The following is an 18,038-nucleotide window of genomic DNA, read 5'->3' as shown; positions in this document are numbered from 1 at the left end:
CTGCGATGGCCGCGTGCCCTGCGCAGCGACGCCCCCCGGACACCACTGCTGAGCGCTCCCTCCAAGCGACCGGGGACATGGGCGGCCCGGCAGTCCACTGCTCCAAGGGACTGACCGGTCCTCCACCACATCCACTGAAAGGGCATGCAGGGCCCGGCGTATAGACCAGTATCGCCGCCCTGAGTACGGCATGCCCCGCACCGAGTCCGACGACGAGGACCTTTGTCGGGCATCCGAGCGGTTCGGGTTGCCCGGGCGGACAGGGCCGCACTGCTTGCCTGCTGGCGCGAGATCGGCCACGCTCAACGACCGGTGCCTGCTGGCATTCTGCCGAGCGTGCCGCCGGATCCGGTCGATCCGGCTACGTGAGGCACCCGGGTTCGGGTTATGCCCCCAAAGCGCCTCGTCCAGCTGATGTGGGACGACTGCTGCATCCGTTGTGAAGCCCGGGCGGGTATAACGTCCGAGCACATCGCGGGCCTGACGGCAGACCATCGTCGTGCGGCTGAAGACGTTGCACCCGGAGCCGTGCACGGCAATGAACCACACGGGAAAGGACGCCTCAGTGCATGCCTCGTCAACAGAACAAAGCGCGGCGATCGTGGAGATCGTCGCGGCGGTCCGGAATGTGGACTACTGGCGGGCGGGCGTTTTGATGGAGAGATTCGTACGGGACGCGGACCTGACCACCCTGGCCGTTCGGCGCCAAGCCCTCAACGAGGCCGCCGCCGGAGAGCAGCCGCCATAACCCACTGCTCTTGGCAAGTCCGGTCAGACGCAGATGGCATGGGCGGACGTAGGCACGCATGGGAGCGGCAGGTCGGCCAGCAGCGACCGCAGCCGACCGCTTTGATCCGGCCCCGTTAAGGCCGTTGTTCGTAGCGCGATGCCCGCGCCGGAGGGGGATATCGAATTCCGGAGCGGACTCCAGCAGCCGGTTGGTCAGCTGCTGCAGCTGACCGTCACCGGCTGTTTGCAGGCCCTCGACCTGGGCGCGGTCCACCAGCTCTTCGATCAGTTGATCGTCCACGGCCTTCGCTGGACCGCCTTCGTGGGCTCGACGGCTTCGAATTCGAACACGTTCTCACTGGTCATCGGTGCATCCTCCGTGATCGGAAGTCAGACTGAACGTTTTACGGACCCGGCGGGAGCATCCTTGAGCGGCGTCTGCCTGGTCGTGTTTCGTACCAGTCGATGCGATACCTGTGCGGTAGGTGACTGAGTACTCTATGTTCGAAGGTAGCCTCTCCGTATCAGTCAGGCGTTGACTGCCTGAGGCTTTCCTGCAGCAGAGCGAGTCTGTGGCGCACAAACGCCGGGCGTCGGTATTCCTTCCGTGGATGGAGCGGGACCCTGTGCGTCCCTTGGAGCACTGGACCGCCGGGTCCGCCGGCTCATTGGAGCCAGTGCTCATCATCACTGTCAGGGATCAGCGCAGGGCCCTGCGACCGCCGCAACCTGAAGAGGCCATCGCCACCACGCCACCCTCACACGCCGGGATCATTTACCGCCCCTGCGGCGGCAACACGAGCGAGTCGTACCTGTTTCGCCGCCCCCTGGCCCGTCACAAAGGGCGAACGCCGCCTGGTCCGACCGCGCGGAAAGTTCGACGGCGCCTCCCGTGGTGCCCTCGCACTCCTGTTGCGGGGAACCTGTCGCAGCACGCTGGATGCCTGGCTCATCGTCGGCTTCAGCAGTGTGACCTTTATGGACTACGCCCGCTGTACGAACTGTGCACCGCTCAAAAGCGGTGTGAGCAGGTGGGCTGCGGGCTGCGCCTGGTCCATGACCAGCCCTCCATCGGCAGGCTTCTCGCGCTCAACGAGCTGACCACTAGATTCCCGTGGTTCACACACCCCGACGACGCCTGGACCGGACGGGCGGCTGTCGCACAGGTGCGACAGCCGGCCAGGTGGCCGCGGGACGCGGCAGCGGGTGGAGGAGACGGCCGATGACACACCACAAGCCTCCGCTCGTCATCCCTGTCCCCTTCAGCGATGACGACAACGCCGCCTCGGTCCACCCTGCACCCACCGCGTCGAGGTTAGGCTGTTCCTCACGGCAGATCAGGAGGAGCGCTGTGGCTGATTCCTCGGTCGAGGTGGTTCCCTCCCTGCACTGCCTGGTAGCCAGGGTCAGCGGTGAAATGGCCCAGAGCACCGTGCCTCTCTTTCGGGCCCGGTTCCGGCAACTGATCGTGCCGCCTGCCCGCGTCATCGTGCTGGACCTGGCCGGGGTCTCGTTCTGCGACTCAGCCGGACTGAACGTGCTACTTGCCGCCCGGCGGCAGGCGCACGCCCTCGGAGCTGTGCTGAGGCTGGCGGGCGTACCCGAACAACTGCAGCAGACCTTCCGCAGGACCGGTACGGATCAGGTCCTGCGGCTCTACGACAGCGTCATCGACGCAGAAACCGCCCCGTGCGGCTGAGCCACACCACCTGACAACGTCACGGAAACAGCCGCCGTCGCCGAGCCCGCAGTGCGTGCCGGCAAGGCCATCGGGCTGATCCTGGGGCGCTCCGCACAGCCGCCCGCCGGTTGGCCCGGGGCGAGGTGACGATGCGCGAGTTGATCGGCGGCGGGTCGCTGGAGGTCCGCGACCGCATCCACAGGCCGTCTACACCCTCGCTCTGCTCCTCGTCTCCTTCAGCCGCAAGCGGGTCCAGCAGATGCTCGACAAGGCCACGGACATGACCGAGACGATCGGACGGCCGCGCCTGTACGGCGTCGCGTGATGTCCGGATCGGAACGACGCCCTCGGCCACTTGCCGGCGACGGTGCTGGGCCGCTACAACGACATCCTCGCCTGGAACACGGCCGCAGCGGCCCTCTACCAGGACTTCGGCAAGCTGACGCCATCCGAGCGCAACTACACCAGACTGCTGTTCCTCGACCGGGCCATGCGCAGCCTCTTCACCGACTGGGAGGACACGGGCCGGCTCAGCGCGGCACTGCTGCGGATGGAGACGGCCAGCAACCCCGACGACCCGCGCCTGGCCACACTGGTCGGCGAGCTGTCGGTACGCAGCCCCGAATTCCGCGAGTGGTGGAACGGACGGATCGTCTCCCACACCACCTACGGCCCCAAACGCTTCCGGCACCCCCTCGTCGGCCCCCTCACCCTCGACTGCGACACCTGGACCAGTCCGAACGACCCCGACGTTATGTTCATGATCCTCACCGCCGAACCTGGCACCCCTGAGGACCACGCACTGCGGATCCTCAGCTCCTGGCAGACCGCCCCCGCCCCGACTACACATCCGGCCGACACCCCCCACGACTGAGCCGGGGGTCCGACGCGTCCGGACCCGCCACCCGGCGCTCAGGCACGCGGGACAGGTCTTCCCAGAAACGACCCTTTCTCGGAGCAAGATCAAGAACAGTCGACGAAAGCGGGTCCGCCCGCAGTTCGAAGCCGCGCTCGCCGCCGCGAGGGAGATCAAGGCCCACGCCCCGCACTGCCGCGTCATCTTCACGGTGAACGAGATGAAGTGTCTGGGACGCGACGCCGCTGAGCTGACAGCGCTCGCCGATCACCTCACCGCCCACGGCCTGGTCCTGGAGATGCTCGCCGGCCCTCGCCAGGGGATGTACGACCCCAGTGGACCGGGGCGCCTGCTGTTCGGGTTCTTCCTCATCCCCACTGGCCGCCGCAAGGGACAGAGTCCCAGCGTCTCCAGCATCTACCGGGCGCTGGCCGAGCACGAGAAGACCCAGGCGTACCCGGAGGCCGTCGAAACGGCACACGCCGACTTCGCCGCCCTCCAGCAGCGCGACCACAGCCCCAAGTAGTTACTCAGCGCTACACACCACCTGGCGGTAGCTATACGAGAACAGGGCCTTGAGGGGGCGTCCGCTGGCCTGTCCACCCGGGCCGTTCAGCAGAGCGATACGGGCGGTTGATGCGCTCGCCGACCGCCTCAGGATGACCTTTGCAACCCTGCGCGACGACCACGACAACCTCCAGACCGTGCCGCCCGGCCCGCACCAGCAGCCCGCGCCACCGGCAGCACAGGACGCAGAAGAATTCGACAACGGCAAGAGTTGACGAGAAAAGATCCTGCACGCGTACGCATGGACGCATTCCCCGTCCGGAGAGTCATCGATACCGGCACGTCCGACCTGAACACGCCGGATTCACTCCTATGGGGGCTCGCACGTGAGAGTGAACCGGTCCGAATTCGATATTCATACTGTCGCCGCGGCCCGTCCGTCGCTGGATTCCGAGGGATCGGTCGCGGGCCTTCCGGCAGCTGCGGAAGATCGCACAGTACTTCGGATCGCGCCTCCCCGAACCTGCGGGGCATGACCCCGGCGCAGCCGTAGAACCACGACGGGGCACATCCGGGAACGACTCGACCGCGCGCCGCCCACGGGAGCACAAACACTCCCCCGGCCCGCCGCGACCGCCGACCGGAATGCGACTCCATCCAGCCCTTTAAGTATTTCTATGTATTTCTCGACCTGCCCACCGATTGCGGGGATTCCGGTCGAATGGACCCGCGTACGGATTCGCCATCCGCATTATATTTCAACGCCAGAAGCAGGCGATTCCGCGATCAGAACCGCCAGGCAGGAACCATCCCCTCACAGGAGTTGGCCCACCGATGACGCTGAACATCCCCGACGCGCCAGTACGGCGCGCCATGTCGCTCTGGATCGCCGCGGCAATGGCCGTGGTGATTGCTGCTGCCGTGCTGGCGGTGACACCGACACGCGCGAACGCCGTTGCGACCCCTGTGCCACTGGGTACGGCGGCCAGTTTCGGAGTACTGGCCGGTGCGACAGTCACCAACACCGGTCCCACCGTGGTCAACGGCCTCAGTGTCGGAGTGAGCCCCGGTACGGCCATCACCGGGTTCGCCACCTCCGACGGAGGGCCCGGCATCGTGACCCCGCCCGGGACGCTGCACTCCGCGGACGCCGTCGCGGGCCAGGCCAAGAGCGATCTGACCACGGCGTACAACCAGGCCGCCTCGCAGGCCCTGACGGATGCGGTGTACAACGATGCTCCCCACGAGTTCGGCGGGCAGACGCTGACGCCGGGCCTCTACCGGGCCAACAGCTCCGCGCAGATCACCGGCACCCTCACCCTGGACGCCCAGGGCGACCCCAGCGCCGTCTGGGTGTTCCAGATCGGTTCGTCGCTGACGACGGCATCCGCCAGCTCGGTGAGCCTCGTCAACGGCGCCTCGCCGTGCAACGTGTACTGGCAGGTGGGCAGCTCGGCCACGCTGGGTACCGACTCCACGTTCGTGGGCACCATCCTGGCCGACACCTCCATCACCGCCACCACGGGAGCGACCATCAACGGCCGGCTGCTGGCCGATGCCGGCGGACGAGGTGACGGCGCCGTGACGCTGGACTCCAACAGGATCTTCCAGGGGCCGTGCGGGACCGGTGGCACCACCGGCGGCACGACCACCGGCACGACGGCGGGCACGACCACCGGTGGTCTCATCTCGGGTGGTGTGATCGCCGGTGTCACGACCGGTGGTGCCACCACGGCGGGCACCACGGGCAGCACCACCGTCGGCATCATCGGCGGCGTGCCGACGGGCGGCGGAACCGGCGGGGCCCTGGGCGGTCTCATCGCGGGTGTCACCACAGGCGGAACCACGGGCGCCACCACCGGCGGTACCGCAGGTGGCTCCACCGGCGGCGGCCACGGCGGCACCACCGGCGGGAACGGTCACGGGGGCACCGGCGGCGGACACGGTCACGGCGGCACCAGCGGCGGACACGGTCACGACCACGGCGGCGGGAAGCCCGGCAAGCCGGGTCACCACGACCACGGCGGCTACGGCGACCGGCCCGACGAGCACGGCAAGCCCGGCCACCACGACGAGCATGCCGACAAGCGCAGGGACCACCACAAGGAGAAGTCCGCCTAGCTCCTTGTGCGCGGGCGGTGCGGACGGCGCGCGACGGATCGACATCGACTCCGTCGCGCGCCGTCCTTGAAGTTCCGGGAGACGAAGGAGCAGTGATGGAAAAGCCGGGTGAGGCCATGCGAGGGGGCGCGGGAACGGCGGAGGTCGAGAAGCCGGACCGGCGCGGCGCGGAGGCGGCCTCGTTCGGGGACGGCGGGCCTGCCGGGTTGCCGGCGGATCCAAGCCGTCCGACCCGCCCCATGCGGGTTCTGAGGACGGGCACGGGAGCCGCTGTGGTCCTGTGCATGGCGACGGCCCTGGCCCACGTGTTCCTCGTGTTCTTGCACGTGGCACCCCCGAACCCGCTCTCCCAGCAGTACAGCCGGCAGATCAACGCGTGGGTCTTCCCCCTCTTCGAACAGAACTGGCGGCTCTTCGCGCCGAACCCCGAGTCGGTCAACCGACAGATCATGGCGAGGACCGCGCACACCGATCCGGACGGGACTGTGCGGGTGAGCGGCTGGTTCGATCTGACCGCCGTCGACAACTCCGCGGTGAGACACAACGTCTTCCCGAGCCACTCGGCACAGAACACGCTGCGGCGGGCCTGGAGTTCGTACCTGGAGACCCATGGAGACGACGACCGGCCACGCTCGGAGCGGGCGCTCATGATGCGGCGATACCTGACCAACATCGCGGTCCAGCGCGTCGCCACGCAGCGTGACGGCGTCTTCGAGTCCGTCCAGCTACGGGTGATCACACGGCCGATCGCCGCGGCCGACAGCCCCGGCTCGGCCGCCGCCGCGGCGACAGCCGCCGAAACACGGTACCTGCCCTGGTGGAAGGTGAACTCCGATGGAAACTGAACAGTCGGTTGCGCCGCACCGGCGTGTTCCCGAAAGGGCGGACGCCGACGTGCCGCAGAGCGCGGCGGAGCGGGTCGGCGCGCTTCTCGGCGACCTGACCGAGCGGCCGGTCGCCCTCTGTGGCGCGGCGGCGCTGCGAATCGGCTACGGGCTTCTCTACTTTGTCTTCCTGCTGCGCGAGTTTCCGCACCGCAACGAGATCTGGGGTCCCGGATCACCGTGGACACCCGAGCTGGCCAGGCAGCTGTTCGACCAGACGGGGTGGGCCAGCATCCTCACCCTGTCCGACAGCCGCGTGTACTTCGAGATCTGTTACGCGGCAGCCCTCGTCACGTCGGCGCTGTTCCTGCTGGGCTGGCGAACCAGGGTGATGTCCGTGCTCTTCGCCGTCATGGTCGCGTCCTTCCACGCGAGGGCCATCTTCATGACCGACGGAGGAGACAACCTCATCCTCCTCATGGCCGTGTACCTCGTCCTCACCGCATGCGGCCGACGCTGGTCCCTGGACGCGCGCCGGTACCGGACGCGAGCCTGCGCGGGGAGGACGGAGAAGGACGCGACGAGCCCCGCCCCAGAACACTTCCAGCGGCAATTGGGTCAGTCCCGACGGACGTTGGTAGCGGTCCTGCACAACTGCGGCATGTTCGTCATCGCGGCCCAGGTCTGCTTCCTCTACGGTTCCGCAGGGCTCTACAAGGTGCAGGGCGACACCTGGGGCAACGGGACCGCACTCCATTACGTGTTGAACCTCGACCTGTTCCGGCCCTGGCCCGAGCTCTCGCTCCTGGCGGACGAGCACGACGTATTGATTGCCGTCGTCTGCTGCCTGACCGTGCTGTTGCAGGTCGCGTTCCCGTTCGTCCTGTTCGGGCGGCTCAAGTACCCGGTTCTGGCCCTGTTGTTCGGCATGCACCTCGGTATCGCGGTGCTCATGGGACTTCCGCTCTTCTCCGGCGCGATGATCGTGGCGGACGCGGTGTTCCTGCCGGACCGCTTCTACCGGCACCTGGGACAGGTGTCGCGACGCATCGGCCGACGGCTCACGCCGACGAGGTGGCGGGTTCGTGCGGGCGCCGAGCCGGCATTCGTGCCGCCTCAGCAAGCATCTTCCACCCGTTGACGGCCCCACGACCGACGTGACGTCCCCGTCGTCGGCCGACCCCGCGTCACCGCGGCGATCCGGCCGCGCCGGGCAGTGCCTGGAGTGCGGCACCGGCCGACAGCCCGGCACCACGGGGACATCTGCAATGCCGGCCGGACATGAACCCCGGGTGGGACGGATGGCTGGGACGCCGACCGATCTCCGCAAGGCTGCGGACCGTCCGACAGGGCGATCGGTCGACAGGCACATCCGTTCAGCGGCTCTGTGGTCCAATGACATCGGCCCATACCGGGCTCGGCACCACCCTCTCGCTCATCCGGGCCGGAGCCTCGATCACCAGCGAGCAGCGAGGAGTCACCGTGACCGTAGGCGAGCCCGACGGGAACGGTGAGCCGACTGCCCGTACTCCCGGGGGCGGACAGGGCGGAAAGATGACCTTGGCGGGGACATTGGCGGCGGCGGAGGCCGCGGCTCCCGTGGAGTCGCTCGACGTCGTCGCGCGCATGCTCAAGGACCGGCTCGGAGCCGCGGCGGTCTCATTCCTCATCACCGACTTCACCGGCGGTTCGGTCGTACGGCTGGGATCGGCCGGCAGCGTGGACACCGATGAGCCCGCCCAGCGCATCGCGCTGCGGGGTTCCCTGTACGACAACGTGATCCGCACCCAGCGGCCGAGCACGGAGGACAAGGGCGAGGGCGCGCTGGTAAGGATCGTCGCCCCGGTAACCAACCGTGGGGAGGCCATCGGGCTCCTCGAACTGTTCCTGCCCGCGGCGCCGGACGCGGAGGTGATGCGGGAGATCGGCGAGACCGCGCACGCCCTGGCGTACATCGTCATCGCGAACCGGTCCTACACCGACGTCTACCAGTGGGGCCGCCGCACCATCCCGCTGAGCCTGGCCGCGGAGATCCAGCACCGGCTGCTCCCGGCATCCCTGACGTGCGAGGCGGCACAGTTCGCGGTGGCCGGCGCACTGGAGCCGGCCGACCACGTGGGGGGTGACACCTTCGACTACGTGATCGACCGGGACACGGTCCAGCTCTCCGTCACCGACGCCATGGGCCACGACGTCGAGGCCGCGCTGCTGGCCACCTTGCTGGTGGGTGCCCTGCGCCGGTCACGGCGGGCCGGTGCCGGCCTCGCCGATCAGGCCATCGAGGCCGACCGGGCGATGCGTGAGCACGGCCGCCAGGGCTACGTCACCGGACAGCTCCTGCGCATCAGCCTGATCGACGGCAGGACCGAGTTCATCAACGCCGGGCACCCCTGGCCGCTGCGCATGCGGGACGGACAGGTGCGGGAGCTCACTCCGAAGGTGGACATGCCGTTCGGCTTCCACACCCCGCACACCTACCAGGTCCAGTCGCTGGATCTGCGGCCGGGCGACCGGCTGGTGATGCTGACCGACGGCATGTTGGAGCGCAACGCCAACAGCCTGGATCTGGCGGAGCTGATCGTGCGCACCCGCGCGTTGCATCCCCGCGAGGCCGCCCGTACCCTCATCGGGGCAATCGTGGACGTCAACGAGGGCCACCTGCAGGACGACGCGACCGTCATGTGCCTGGACTGGCACGGCGTAGGCGCCTCCCGGCGGGACGCCGACACGGGCGCCGACCTCGCCGATGCCTCCGCGGCGTCCCGCACCGGTCCGACCCGTCCCGGCGGCTGAACGAACCGAAGGCGCGACCGGGCACTTCGTGTCAGCGGGGGAGCCGCCTGCGGCGACGGCCCATGATTACGCCGAGCAGGACGAGGTCGACTACCAGAACCACCACGCCGATGACCAGCAGGTAGAACAGGCCCTTCGCCACCACCCCGACGATGCCGAGCACGATGGCCACAATGACCAGCAGGAGAAAGAGAGCCATTCGTGTCACCTCGTGGTAGAAGTCGCTGGTGGGAAGCACCTGGGTCGGCCGGATCGGTCGGCCAGGTCGGGGGGCAGGGTCGGGACGCACTGGGGCTGTCGAGATGTGGCGGAGGGGATCGGCTCGGACCGGACGGGCCGACTCGGCCGCACCGGGTGGTCCTCGGGACGCGCCGTGGGTGACGTCACACGGCAGTAGCGGTGGGGACCCGTGCTGTCGGCGCCACAGTGCGTCAGGGTCGCTGCGCCTCAGGTCCGTGGAATGCCAGGACACAGGAGCACAGGCGCACAGCACCTCAGCGACGGGCGAGGCACCGTTCACCGTTCGCGCCCGCCCGATAGGCCAGCCCGTAGTGGGCGAAGACCGATTTCTCGTCCTCGGCCGGCAGCTCGCCGTCCGTGTCGATCGACGGCGCGTCCTTGACCTGCTTCTTGTCGTGGACGACCTTCACATAGCCGGGACCGACCGTCGCGTCGCCCAGCGGGACGAACACGAGCCGGTGTCGGGTCGGCAGGCCCACCGTGACCGTCGCGAAGGAGGGCTGGTCCGTGACCGTGTCGACGTAGATCGCCTCCAGGACACCGATCTTGTGTCCTTCCGGGTCGACCACGTCGTGGCCGCGCCACTTCCTGATGTCTTCCGCCTCGAACATGGGGATCCCTCCGTCGCAGCCCATTGGAGGACCACTGCCTCGTCCTTCTTTCCCTTCTTACCTGACCACGAGGCGTTACACCCGCCCGAGAGGCCGATGCTGGCGGCCCTTTCGAACCGCGGTCCGGGCGAGTCACCGTCACTCTGTCAGTGCCTGACGTCACGGGACGTCTAAGCCGGCGATGTGGTGCTCGACGAATCGCTTCCTCCAGCGGCCCACCGCATGCGGTGTCGAACCGAGCTGAGCGGCCACATCCTTATTCGACGCACCGCTCGCGCAGGCCAGGATGATCCGGCACCACAAAGCCCATGCCTGTGGGGTCGAACGGCGCCGCACCCGACCCTCCAGCGCAGCTCGTCACGCATCCGACGAGATCAACCAGGCCCCTCGCCCAGCCAATACGCGTCATCAGGCAACCCTACAACTGAACAGGATTCCTGACACAGAAGATCAAGGGCTCCTGGAAGGTGCTCTCCAAGGCGAGCTGTGACTCCTGTCCGAGGCGAGAGTGGCGGCATCGGGTGTTGCGACCGCCGGAAGACGTCCAGTCCGGCCTGCTCGTTGGGCCAGTTCATTTCGGCCCTTGCAGCGTTTCGCAGTCGCATTGAAGGACCTCTGAAAGAGCGTTGTCCGTGCTGGAGCCAACCCGCTCCTGCTCTGGCCAGGCCCTTACACCGGCTGATCAGATGCCGTTTCGGTGTTATCCGTCTGCTCCGACATGATCCTTTAGTCGCAGCTGGTTGGCAACGAACACGGCTAGCGTCTTCCGGGAAGGGTGTCCCCAGCCGATGCAGAATGGGTGGCCGGCCGGGTCGGCGTAGACCTGGTGTCCCTCCTTACTGTCCAGGTCAGGAGCTGGCTGGAGCAGGCGGGCGCCAAGGGCGATTACCTCATCGTGCGCAGCTCGTGGGTCATTGACATGGAGGTCGAGATGCACTTGCTGGGGGACTCCATGTGGCCATTCAGGAGGAACGTGGTCCGGTGCAAGTTGTACACCGACCCGCCACTCCCCCTCGGCGTCGATAACACTGTGCCACGCCTCGTCCTCCAGGACATGGCCACCGAAGATTCCAGCCCAGAACGCGCTCTCAGTAGTCAGGTCGGCTGCATCGAACACGATCACGTTGCGCACTAGTTGCATAAGCCGAGGCTACAAACTTGGACAGCTCTGCGCCTGGGCGCCGGCCAAAACCATTCGCGAGCTGCCGGTGACGTTTCGTGTGGCTGGTGCGGCACTGTCGGGGTCGGTTTGGAGGGCCCAAGGCGGTTTCCGACACCGACAGCACCCCTTGGTGTCGTGGTCGCCGACTGCTGCCGGGCCGCCGCAACGCTCGCCCTGCAGCGAGGTCGCGGGTGGCAAAACCGAAAGCTCACACACTATGTACCCTGCGGACCAGTAGTGAGGTTCATGTGCGCCGTGAGCGCCTCACCGTCAGGCACGAGATCGACGCCCCTTGCAGACAACAGAGACCGCACTGCCGTGTTGTCCGGCGTAGTACTGACGTATACGGTGGTGAAATCCTCCGCTCTGGCTCTGCTCAGGAGGAGTTCGAGTACAGCTGTTCCCACGCCTGCGCCTCGATGGGACCGGCCGATCCACACGCCGGCTTCCGCCGTACCGGGCTGCCCGCCCATAGGACATAGGCGCGCAGCCCCGGCGACCTTGCCTGCGACGGTGATGGCGAAGGTGGTCTCCACCGGGTCTGCCGAGAGGGAACGCGACTCGTGGAACTGCACGAATGCTGCCTGACGCTTTGGCGTCCAGCCGTCCGGTCCCTTTACGGGTGGCATCACCTCTAACGGGTCGGCGTCTGTGACGGCTGCATGCAGCAGTTCCGCGAGCAGATGCTGGTTGAGGAGGCACAGCTTGATATCGGTTCGCATGATCTCACTTTCAGCGGCTTTCTCGTGTGCTCCAGCTCCGCCCGGCCAACGGTCAGTCCTGCATAACCTACGCGATACTGCACCGCTCACGGGTGCGGGTCGGTGATGAACTCACGGAGGATGCCGGGCCAGTCCTTCCGGGTGGTCCGATGTGCCCGCGGCTGCGTACGACTACCTCGACCTGGACTACACACTGGATCTCGACGCAGCCGGCTCCCCCGAGATCACGCCTCCGGCGACGTGGGCCTCCAGGATTTGCTGCGATGATGAACTGTCCGTGGCTAACACGTCCGACTGCGCCGCCAACTGGGTCATGCCGACCTTCAACGTCTCGCGTGCTCAGTACGGGTCATCTGCAGACATGATCGACTGGGCGCAGACGGACCTCTCCGGGCGCTGGGGTCTGAGGAACTCAGGCCAGCCGCTTCACCGGCTTCACAACACCAGGGACAGCGCAGCCAACCGTCAACCCATCTGCGGAGCAACCAGGTTCACCGCAGACCCCGCAATCACCGAGGACACCTGCGACGAGTTCCCCTTCACCGGCACCTATGAAGGCGGAGCGCTCAACGGTGTCGCGGACGGCCGGAACTGTGCTCAGGTGACTTCCGTCCGGAAGAACACCACCGGCGGTCTGGCGTCTGACTGGCAGACAGTGACACCCATTGGGACCGTGGCCGAGACCGAGAAATGCGTACGGGGTCACATTCGCGGCCCTCTCAACTCCGACGGGCAGTAGCTATGGCGTCTTCGTCAAGGCGGCACGGCTGGCCGACAACGACGGCTTCTGGCTGAGGGGCACCTCCTGACCCAGTCGTGACTGCCGCTGCCGACCGTTCAGTCCGGCCGAACCGGCACAATCACGATCGGCAGCGGCCCCACGACGGCCCCGGCTCCACCGCCAGGCCGAACTCGCTCTCCACCGCGTTCAGCGCTGCGAGCGCGTCATCGAAGTCGCCCTCGGTCTCGTCCTCCGGAAGAACCCTGCCCTCTCCAGCGCCCGGTTGAGGCGGCCGGGCTCTACTCCGCTCGCCTGCGTGAACATCCACGTGCTGCATGTCGCGAGGATCCCCTCGTCGCGGACCTGGGCAATAGATGCGCTGCACGCACTGCCGATCCGGCATCGACCGCGGACCGGGCGTCTGCATCGGGCCACGGCGGAAGCAACGGCTCGAGAAGCTCCCACAACTGATCATATGGCAGAGCGCGTGAGCAGCTCTTTAACGTTCGTCTCAGGTTCGCTCGGTAGGAAGTAGACATGCGGATAAGCGATGCAATCCGTATGCAGGAGGCTAGTGATGGCAGTCGACGCAGCATCATCGGGGAAAACGCAGCCCGGCCGGTTGCGGTTCGAGGCGGCCAGCAGGGCGCTGGCGACGGCGTTCCCTGTCGCCGCATGCGGGGTCACACGCCGACAACATTGCGGGGCCCACCACAGCAGCTGCGCACCGGCGAGCGATTCCTTGGCCTGAGCGCTGCCGTGGTGCGCGAGCAGGACGCGAAGACCCCTGAAGCATCTCGCAGACGGATGCCGTACGGATACCTCACCCCACAAATTCCTGAAGAGAGGGACTGACATGAAGCCCATGGGACGCCGCGGCTTTCTCACCGCCAGCACCGCACTAGGCATTGGTGCCGGCTTGTCCACGCACGCCATTCTCTCGGAAGTGAGCGAGAACAAGACTTCGGACAAGACCTCGGACATTTCACGGCGGGACCAGGACCTGCCATTCATCGGCACGGAGGAGACCTTTTCGACTCCCACGTTGTTGAAGCTGAACTCCATCAATCAGGATCACATAGCGTTCCTTGAGGAAATTGGCCTTTCCGATGTAGGCCAACGTCGCATCGGCGATATGGATGCGGGAGGACTCAATGTTCAAATCCTCTCGGCCCATACACCCTCCGTACAGAATGTCCCTGGGCAGAGGGGCATCGACCTTGCCTATCGTCTTAACCGGCAACTTGCAGACGGGCCGATCGCCAAATATCCGGGCCGCTTCAAGGCTTTCGCAACCTTGCCCTTGCGGAGCCCGGAGGCGGCGGCGGACGAACTGGAACGCTCGGTTCGGGAAGACGGCTTCTTGGGCGCACTGACCAACGGACACATATCGAAGAAGTATCTCGATCATCCCGATTTCGAGCCTGTGCTGGCACGTGCCGTTGCTCTCGATGTGCCGATCTACCTGCATCCCGGCTATCCAGCTGACGAGGTCTTCGAGATCTACTACAGCACCACACGGTCCAAATAAACTGAAGAGTACCAAGACTACATTTTCAGTGGGTCTGGATATGGCTGGCACCAGGAGGTGCTGACCCAATGCATTCGGATGATCGCGTACGGGGTTTTCGACAGATTCCCCAAACTGAAAATCATCATCGGCCACATGGGCGAAGGTCTTCCCTTCTACTACGAGCGGATCGCCAATGACATGGGCGAGCCGACCAAAGACTCGCTCGAGAAGCCCATCGGGCAATACTTCCAGGACAACTTCTGGATCACAACCAGCGCATTCCCCCAGACCGAACTGCTCAATCTCCTACTGAAGTACATAAGCGTGGATCGCGTGATGTTCGCAACCGACTACCCGTTCGCGGACATAAAAGAGCAGACCGACTGGTTCCGCGGAGTTGATTTGCCACGCGAAGACAAGGAAAAGATTGCGTTCCGAAATGCAGAGAAACTGTTCAGAATGAAAGTGTCCGTGAATTGATACGCCAGCGTCGGCCGGAGTGAAAGAATTCTTTGTTGTGATACGAGAGTACGGCCGAAGTATGCGATGCGCGGCTGTCCCATAACGTGGTCTCATACAGGCCCTCTAACGAGTTGGTGCGTGATAGCCGGTGGGCATGCTCTGCCGGTGAAAGGCATGGTGGACCGCTCGGTTCTCACGCATCCGTTGTTCACGGGTGTCTCGAGGGCTCATCTGTCGTCTTTGATCGCGGAGTTGGCCAGGCCGTGGGTGGCTGAGGGTCGAGAGTCGCCCGCATCAGGCACGTGGCGGGGCCAGAAGGCGGGCGCTTGGGGCCGGTGCCCGCCATCAGCTGGTCTTCGTGGACCAGCTGGTAGCCACGCTCATCCATCTGCGTCACGACCTCCCGCACGTGGCGCTGGCCCTTCTGTATGAAGTAGACCGCTCCACTGTGACTCGCGCGGTCGGTGAGGTGCGTCGGCTCCTGGCGCGGCGGGGGTTCGCCGTTCCGGACCGGCCCGGTGTTCGGCTGCGGACCCTGGAGGACGTGTTCGCCTACGCCCAGAACGAGGGGGTGCGGCTGCGGCTGGACGCCACTGAGGTCCAGGTCCGCCGCCCGACTGCAGGCCGCAGCGGCAGGCGGGCGTTCGTGTCGGGCAAGAGGAAGCAGAACACGATGAAGGCCACCGTCATCGCCGACCATCAGGGCCGCACCCTGTGGACCAATGCCCTACGGCCTGGGCGCATGCACGACGCCACGGCCGCCCGCCTGGCCGGTATCAGCAGATGCTTCCATGCCTTCGAACGGGTCCAGGTCCTCCTCGACGACGGCTACCTCGGCCTGAGCAGAGACCATCGAGGCAAGGCTCTGACCCAGCCCCGCAAACTACGACCAGGCGCGACACTGCCCTTCCTCGAGCACAACGAACACCAGCGGCACGAGCACTCCTCACAACGGATCACGGTCGAACATGCCCTCGCCGACCACAAAAGCTGGAAGCAACTGAGAGGTCGTTCTCTTTCCGAACCTCGTGTGCGGATTCGGCTGGTCAAGCATGGGATTGCGACTGTCACGGAAGCCTCGACTCGTTGCTGATCGAGTTGCCGTGGGGGTGTCGGATGCCGTCGATGCGGGCGGTTCTGGAAGCGCGACGGAAGGCTGCGGCCGTGCGAGTGCAGGAGCTTGAAGCTGAACTCGAGAGGGTGAGGGAGGACTTGGCGGACGCCGAAGAAGTCTTCAGGCGCCGGGCGATCGGTCTCGAGCAGTATTTGGAGGCGCTGGCCGAAGAGGAAGCACCTGCCGATACGGCCGTCGGTCCGTCACGGAGGAAGCAGGTGGGACCGCGCCGTGCGGTGCCGCATCGGGAGAACGCGGCCGGACTCGAGGATCTCTCGGTGGATTATCAGGCGGTGATGGCCGCCGCTGCGGAGGCCGGAGCCGACGGGTTGGGTGCCCGGCGGGCGGCAGTGGTGCTGGGCTGGGACAGTGCGTCCGCCTCCCGCGTCGAGGGCGCGAGGGCTCGTCTGAAGCGGCTGGTGGAACGGGGCTGGCTGATCGAGGAGAAGCCGGGCAGGTTCACTCTGCCCGAGCGGGAACAGCCCGATGATGATGCCGGGCGGCCAGGCGGCGGTTCATGAGGGCGATCATCGACCAGCGGATGACGGCTTCGCTGGTGTCGGTGCGTCGTTCGTAGTCCCGGACCAGGCGCCGGCTGCGCAGAAGCCAGGCGAAGGACCGTTCCACGGCCCAGCGGCGGGGCAGTGGCTGGAAGCCGTGGACGCCGTCCGGGCGGCGGACGATGTCGAGGACGATTCCCAGGTGCTGGGCGGTCCAGTCGGTGAGGTGGCCGGTGTAGCCGCCGTCGGCCCAGACCCGTGCCAGGTGCCGGAAGTCCTTCTTTGCCGCGGGCAGAAGGGTCCGGGCGGTGTCCCGGTCGGTCGTGGATGCAGGGGTGACCTGCACGTCCAGGAGGAGCCCGAGGGTGTCGGTGAGCAGGTGCCGCTTGCGGCCGTTGATCTTCTTGCCTGCGTCGAAGCCGCGCGAGGCGTGGGCGACGGTGGCGTCCGCCTTCACCGACTGCGAGTCCACGACCCCCGCGCTCGGCTCGGTGCTGCGGCCCTCGCCGGTGCGGACAGCCTCCCGCAGTCGTTCGTGCAGCTCGGTGACCAGTCCCGTGTCTTGCCAGCGGGCGAAGAAGGCATAGACGCGCGGCCAGGGTGGGAAGTCCGCGGGCATCGCCCGCCACTTGATGCCGTGGTCGACGAGATAGCGCACCGCGTCGATCATTTGCCGGAGGCGGTAGCCCTCCGGACGCCCGCCGCGGCCCGAAAGCGAGCCCGGAACCGGTAGCGGGTCCCTCACCACGGCCCACTCGGCATCGCTCATGTCCGAGCCGTATCGAGGCCGGCGCTGCGGCCACTCGACGGCGTTCCCGAACCTGTGGGCGAGGCAGTCACACCCACGAGTGGACGAACTGGACTCGGTGACCACGACCCCGCGACACTTCGACAACAGGGCCTCTTGGTTCTCGCTGGACTCGACATCCGCGAGCTACCAAGAGGCCCTTCCTTCATGCACCCGCCCCGGACAACTCACCCGAACCAGGACCGCGTTCGAACCTGTCCGACCACACGGGCGGATAGAGAACAGGCAGTGACACGCTGGACCCACCGCCGCGACCGTCTCTCCGACACCTACCAGGCCATCGCCACCCTGGTATCAGACCGCAGCATCACCGCCTGACGGGCGCCGTGAAGAGAACAAACATGGCCCATCCGCTATCAGGCACCAACTCGTTAGACCATCTCATTTGGCGAGTCTGCGGTAGCAGATGAGGGTGCAGGCGGTGCTGGTGAAGGCCAGGAAGTGGTCGCCGCCGGCGGAGCAGGTGGGCTCGACAGCGGCGCGCCCGGGTTCCGGCCGCGCCGCTGTCGAGCTGTGGTCAGTCCTCGGAGGAGCCCCCGGGTCAGTGGAGCTTGTTGACGGCGGTCTTCGTCGTGGTGTGGAAGGCGGTCAGCGGGGCGTCCTCGAGGTCGCCCATCTGGCCCCAGCGGACGAGGGTGACGGTGCGGCCGTCGCGGCCGACGGAGAACAGGTGG

The 18,038-nt window shown here is 66.6% G+C and carries 17 protein-coding genes and 2 pseudogenes; 12 read left to right on the top strand and 7 right to left on the bottom strand.

Features of this window, described 5'->3' with window-relative positions:
* Nucleotides 1-577: 577 nt before the first annotated feature.
* Nucleotides 578-1,030, bottom strand: a complete 453-nt coding sequence (locus ACFYXC_RS38105) for a hypothetical protein (protein WP_389557277.1) — start codon at nt 1,028-1,030, stop codon at nt 578-580.
* A 1,050-nt stretch (nt 1,031-2,080) separates the two neighbouring features.
* Here ACFYXC_RS38105 and ACFYXC_RS38100 point away from each other — a divergent pair.
* From ACFYXC_RS38100 to ACFYXC_RS38065, 8 genes are all read left to right on the top strand, one after another.
* On the top strand, nt 2,081-2,428 hold the full coding sequence (locus tag ACFYXC_RS38100) for an STAS domain-containing protein (RefSeq protein WP_389557275.1): 348 nt from the start codon (nt 2,081-2,083) through the stop codon (nt 2,426-2,428).
* Between the two features lie 337 nt (nt 2,429-2,765).
* On the top strand, nt 2,766-3,284 hold the full coding sequence (locus ACFYXC_RS38095) for a hypothetical protein (protein ID WP_389557274.1): 519 nt from the start codon (nt 2,766-2,768) through the stop codon (nt 3,282-3,284).
* 202 nt (nt 3,285-3,486) lie between these two features.
* Nucleotides 3,487-3,792, top strand: a complete 306-nt coding sequence (locus tag ACFYXC_RS38090) for a hypothetical protein (protein ID WP_389557272.1) — start codon at nt 3,487-3,489, stop codon at nt 3,790-3,792.
* A gap of 133 nt (nt 3,793-3,925) precedes the next feature.
* The gene (locus tag ACFYXC_RS38085) at nt 3,926-4,048 is read left to right on the top strand and encodes a hypothetical protein (protein WP_389557270.1); all 123 of its coding nucleotides are present in this window, start codon (nt 3,926-3,928) and stop codon (nt 4,046-4,048) included.
* Nucleotides 4,049-4,607: 559 nt separating this feature from the next.
* Complete coding sequence (locus tag ACFYXC_RS38080; RefSeq protein WP_389557268.1) at nt 4,608-5,894, top strand: ice-binding family protein; 1,287 nt, start codon at nt 4,608-4,610, stop codon at nt 5,892-5,894.
* 95 nt (nt 5,895-5,989) lie between these two features.
* The gene (locus tag ACFYXC_RS38075) at nt 5,990-6,739 is read left to right on the top strand and encodes a DUF5819 family protein (protein WP_389557266.1); all 750 of its coding nucleotides are present in this window, start codon (nt 5,990-5,992) and stop codon (nt 6,737-6,739) included.
* Entirely contained in the window at nt 6,729-7,859 is a 1,131-nt protein-coding gene (locus ACFYXC_RS38070) for an HTTM domain-containing protein (RefSeq protein WP_389557264.1), read from the top strand. Before ACFYXC_RS38075 ends, ACFYXC_RS38070 begins: the two co-directional genes overlap by 11 nt.
* A 413-nt stretch (nt 7,860-8,272) precedes the next feature.
* Nucleotides 8,273-9,511, top strand: a complete 1,239-nt coding sequence (locus tag ACFYXC_RS38065; RefSeq protein ID WP_389557329.1) for a PP2C family protein-serine/threonine phosphatase — start codon at nt 8,273-8,275, stop codon at nt 9,509-9,511.
* A gap of 31 nt (nt 9,512-9,542) precedes the next feature.
* On the opposite strand, the gene ACFYXC_RS38060 is transcribed toward ACFYXC_RS38065, so the two are convergent.
* The 5 genes from ACFYXC_RS38060 to ACFYXC_RS38040 all read right to left on the bottom strand — a co-directional run bounded on the left by ACFYXC_RS38060 (nt 9,543) and on the right by ACFYXC_RS38040 (nt 12,246).
* Nucleotides 9,543-9,710 carry a hypothetical protein gene (locus ACFYXC_RS38060; RefSeq protein ID WP_389557262.1) on the bottom strand — a complete coding sequence of 56 codons (168 nt, stop codon included), beginning with the start codon at nt 9,708-9,710 and terminating at the stop codon, nt 9,543-9,545.
* Nucleotides 9,711-10,005: 295 nt separating this feature from the next.
* Nucleotides 10,006-10,362: a PRC-barrel domain-containing protein gene (locus ACFYXC_RS38055; protein ID WP_388924419.1), complete on the bottom strand. Its 357-nt coding sequence runs from the start codon at nt 10,360-10,362 to the stop codon at nt 10,006-10,008.
* 159 nt (nt 10,363-10,521) lie between these two features.
* A complete protein-coding gene (locus ACFYXC_RS38050; protein WP_389557260.1) occupies nt 10,522-10,698 on the bottom strand; it encodes a helix-turn-helix domain-containing protein in 177 nt (58 codons plus the stop codon).
* A 364-nt stretch (nt 10,699-11,062) separates the two neighbouring features.
* On the bottom strand, nt 11,063-11,503 hold the full coding sequence (locus ACFYXC_RS38045; protein WP_389557258.1) for a VOC family protein: 441 nt from the start codon (nt 11,501-11,503) through the stop codon (nt 11,063-11,065).
* A gap of 236 nt (nt 11,504-11,739) precedes the next feature.
* Nucleotides 11,740-12,246: a GNAT family N-acetyltransferase gene (locus ACFYXC_RS38040; RefSeq protein WP_389557256.1), complete on the bottom strand. Its 507-nt coding sequence runs from the start codon at nt 12,244-12,246 to the stop codon at nt 11,740-11,742.
* 151 nt (nt 12,247-12,397) lie between these two features.
* On the opposite strand from ACFYXC_RS38040, the gene ACFYXC_RS38035 reads away from it, so the two are divergent.
* From ACFYXC_RS38035 to ACFYXC_RS38020, 4 genes and pseudogenes are all read left to right on the top strand, one after another.
* Complete coding sequence (locus ACFYXC_RS38035; protein ID WP_389557254.1) at nt 12,398-12,985, top strand: hypothetical protein; 588 nt, start codon at nt 12,398-12,400, stop codon at nt 12,983-12,985.
* Between the two features lie 838 nt (nt 12,986-13,823).
* Nucleotides 13,824-14,960 (top strand): annotated as a pseudogene (locus ACFYXC_RS38030) (amidohydrolase family protein).
* Between the two features lie 156 nt (nt 14,961-15,116).
* A pseudogene (locus ACFYXC_RS38025) lies at nt 15,117-15,945 on the top strand (transposase family protein); the annotation flags it as partial.
* 122 nt (nt 15,946-16,067) lie between these two features.
* The gene (locus ACFYXC_RS38020) at nt 16,068-16,577 is read left to right on the top strand and encodes a hypothetical protein (RefSeq protein ID WP_389557327.1); all 510 of its coding nucleotides are present in this window, start codon (nt 16,068-16,070) and stop codon (nt 16,575-16,577) included.
* On the opposite strand, the gene ACFYXC_RS38015 is transcribed toward ACFYXC_RS38020, so the two are convergent.
* Nucleotides 16,516-17,325 carry an IS5 family transposase gene (locus tag ACFYXC_RS38015; protein ID WP_389557252.1) on the bottom strand — a complete coding sequence of 270 codons (810 nt, stop codon included), beginning with the start codon at nt 17,323-17,325 and terminating at the stop codon, nt 16,516-16,518. The genes ACFYXC_RS38020 and ACFYXC_RS38015 overlap by 62 nt on opposite strands.
* Nucleotides 17,326-18,038: the final 713 nt, after the last annotated feature.

It is taken from the genome of Streptomyces sp. NPDC002701 (genome assembly GCF_042889045.1).
Taxonomy (GTDB): domain Bacteria; phylum Actinomycetota; class Actinomycetes; order Streptomycetales; family Streptomycetaceae; genus Streptomyces.
Note: the sequence above shows the minus strand (reverse complement) of the source record. Positions and strands in the feature narration are given on the sequence as shown.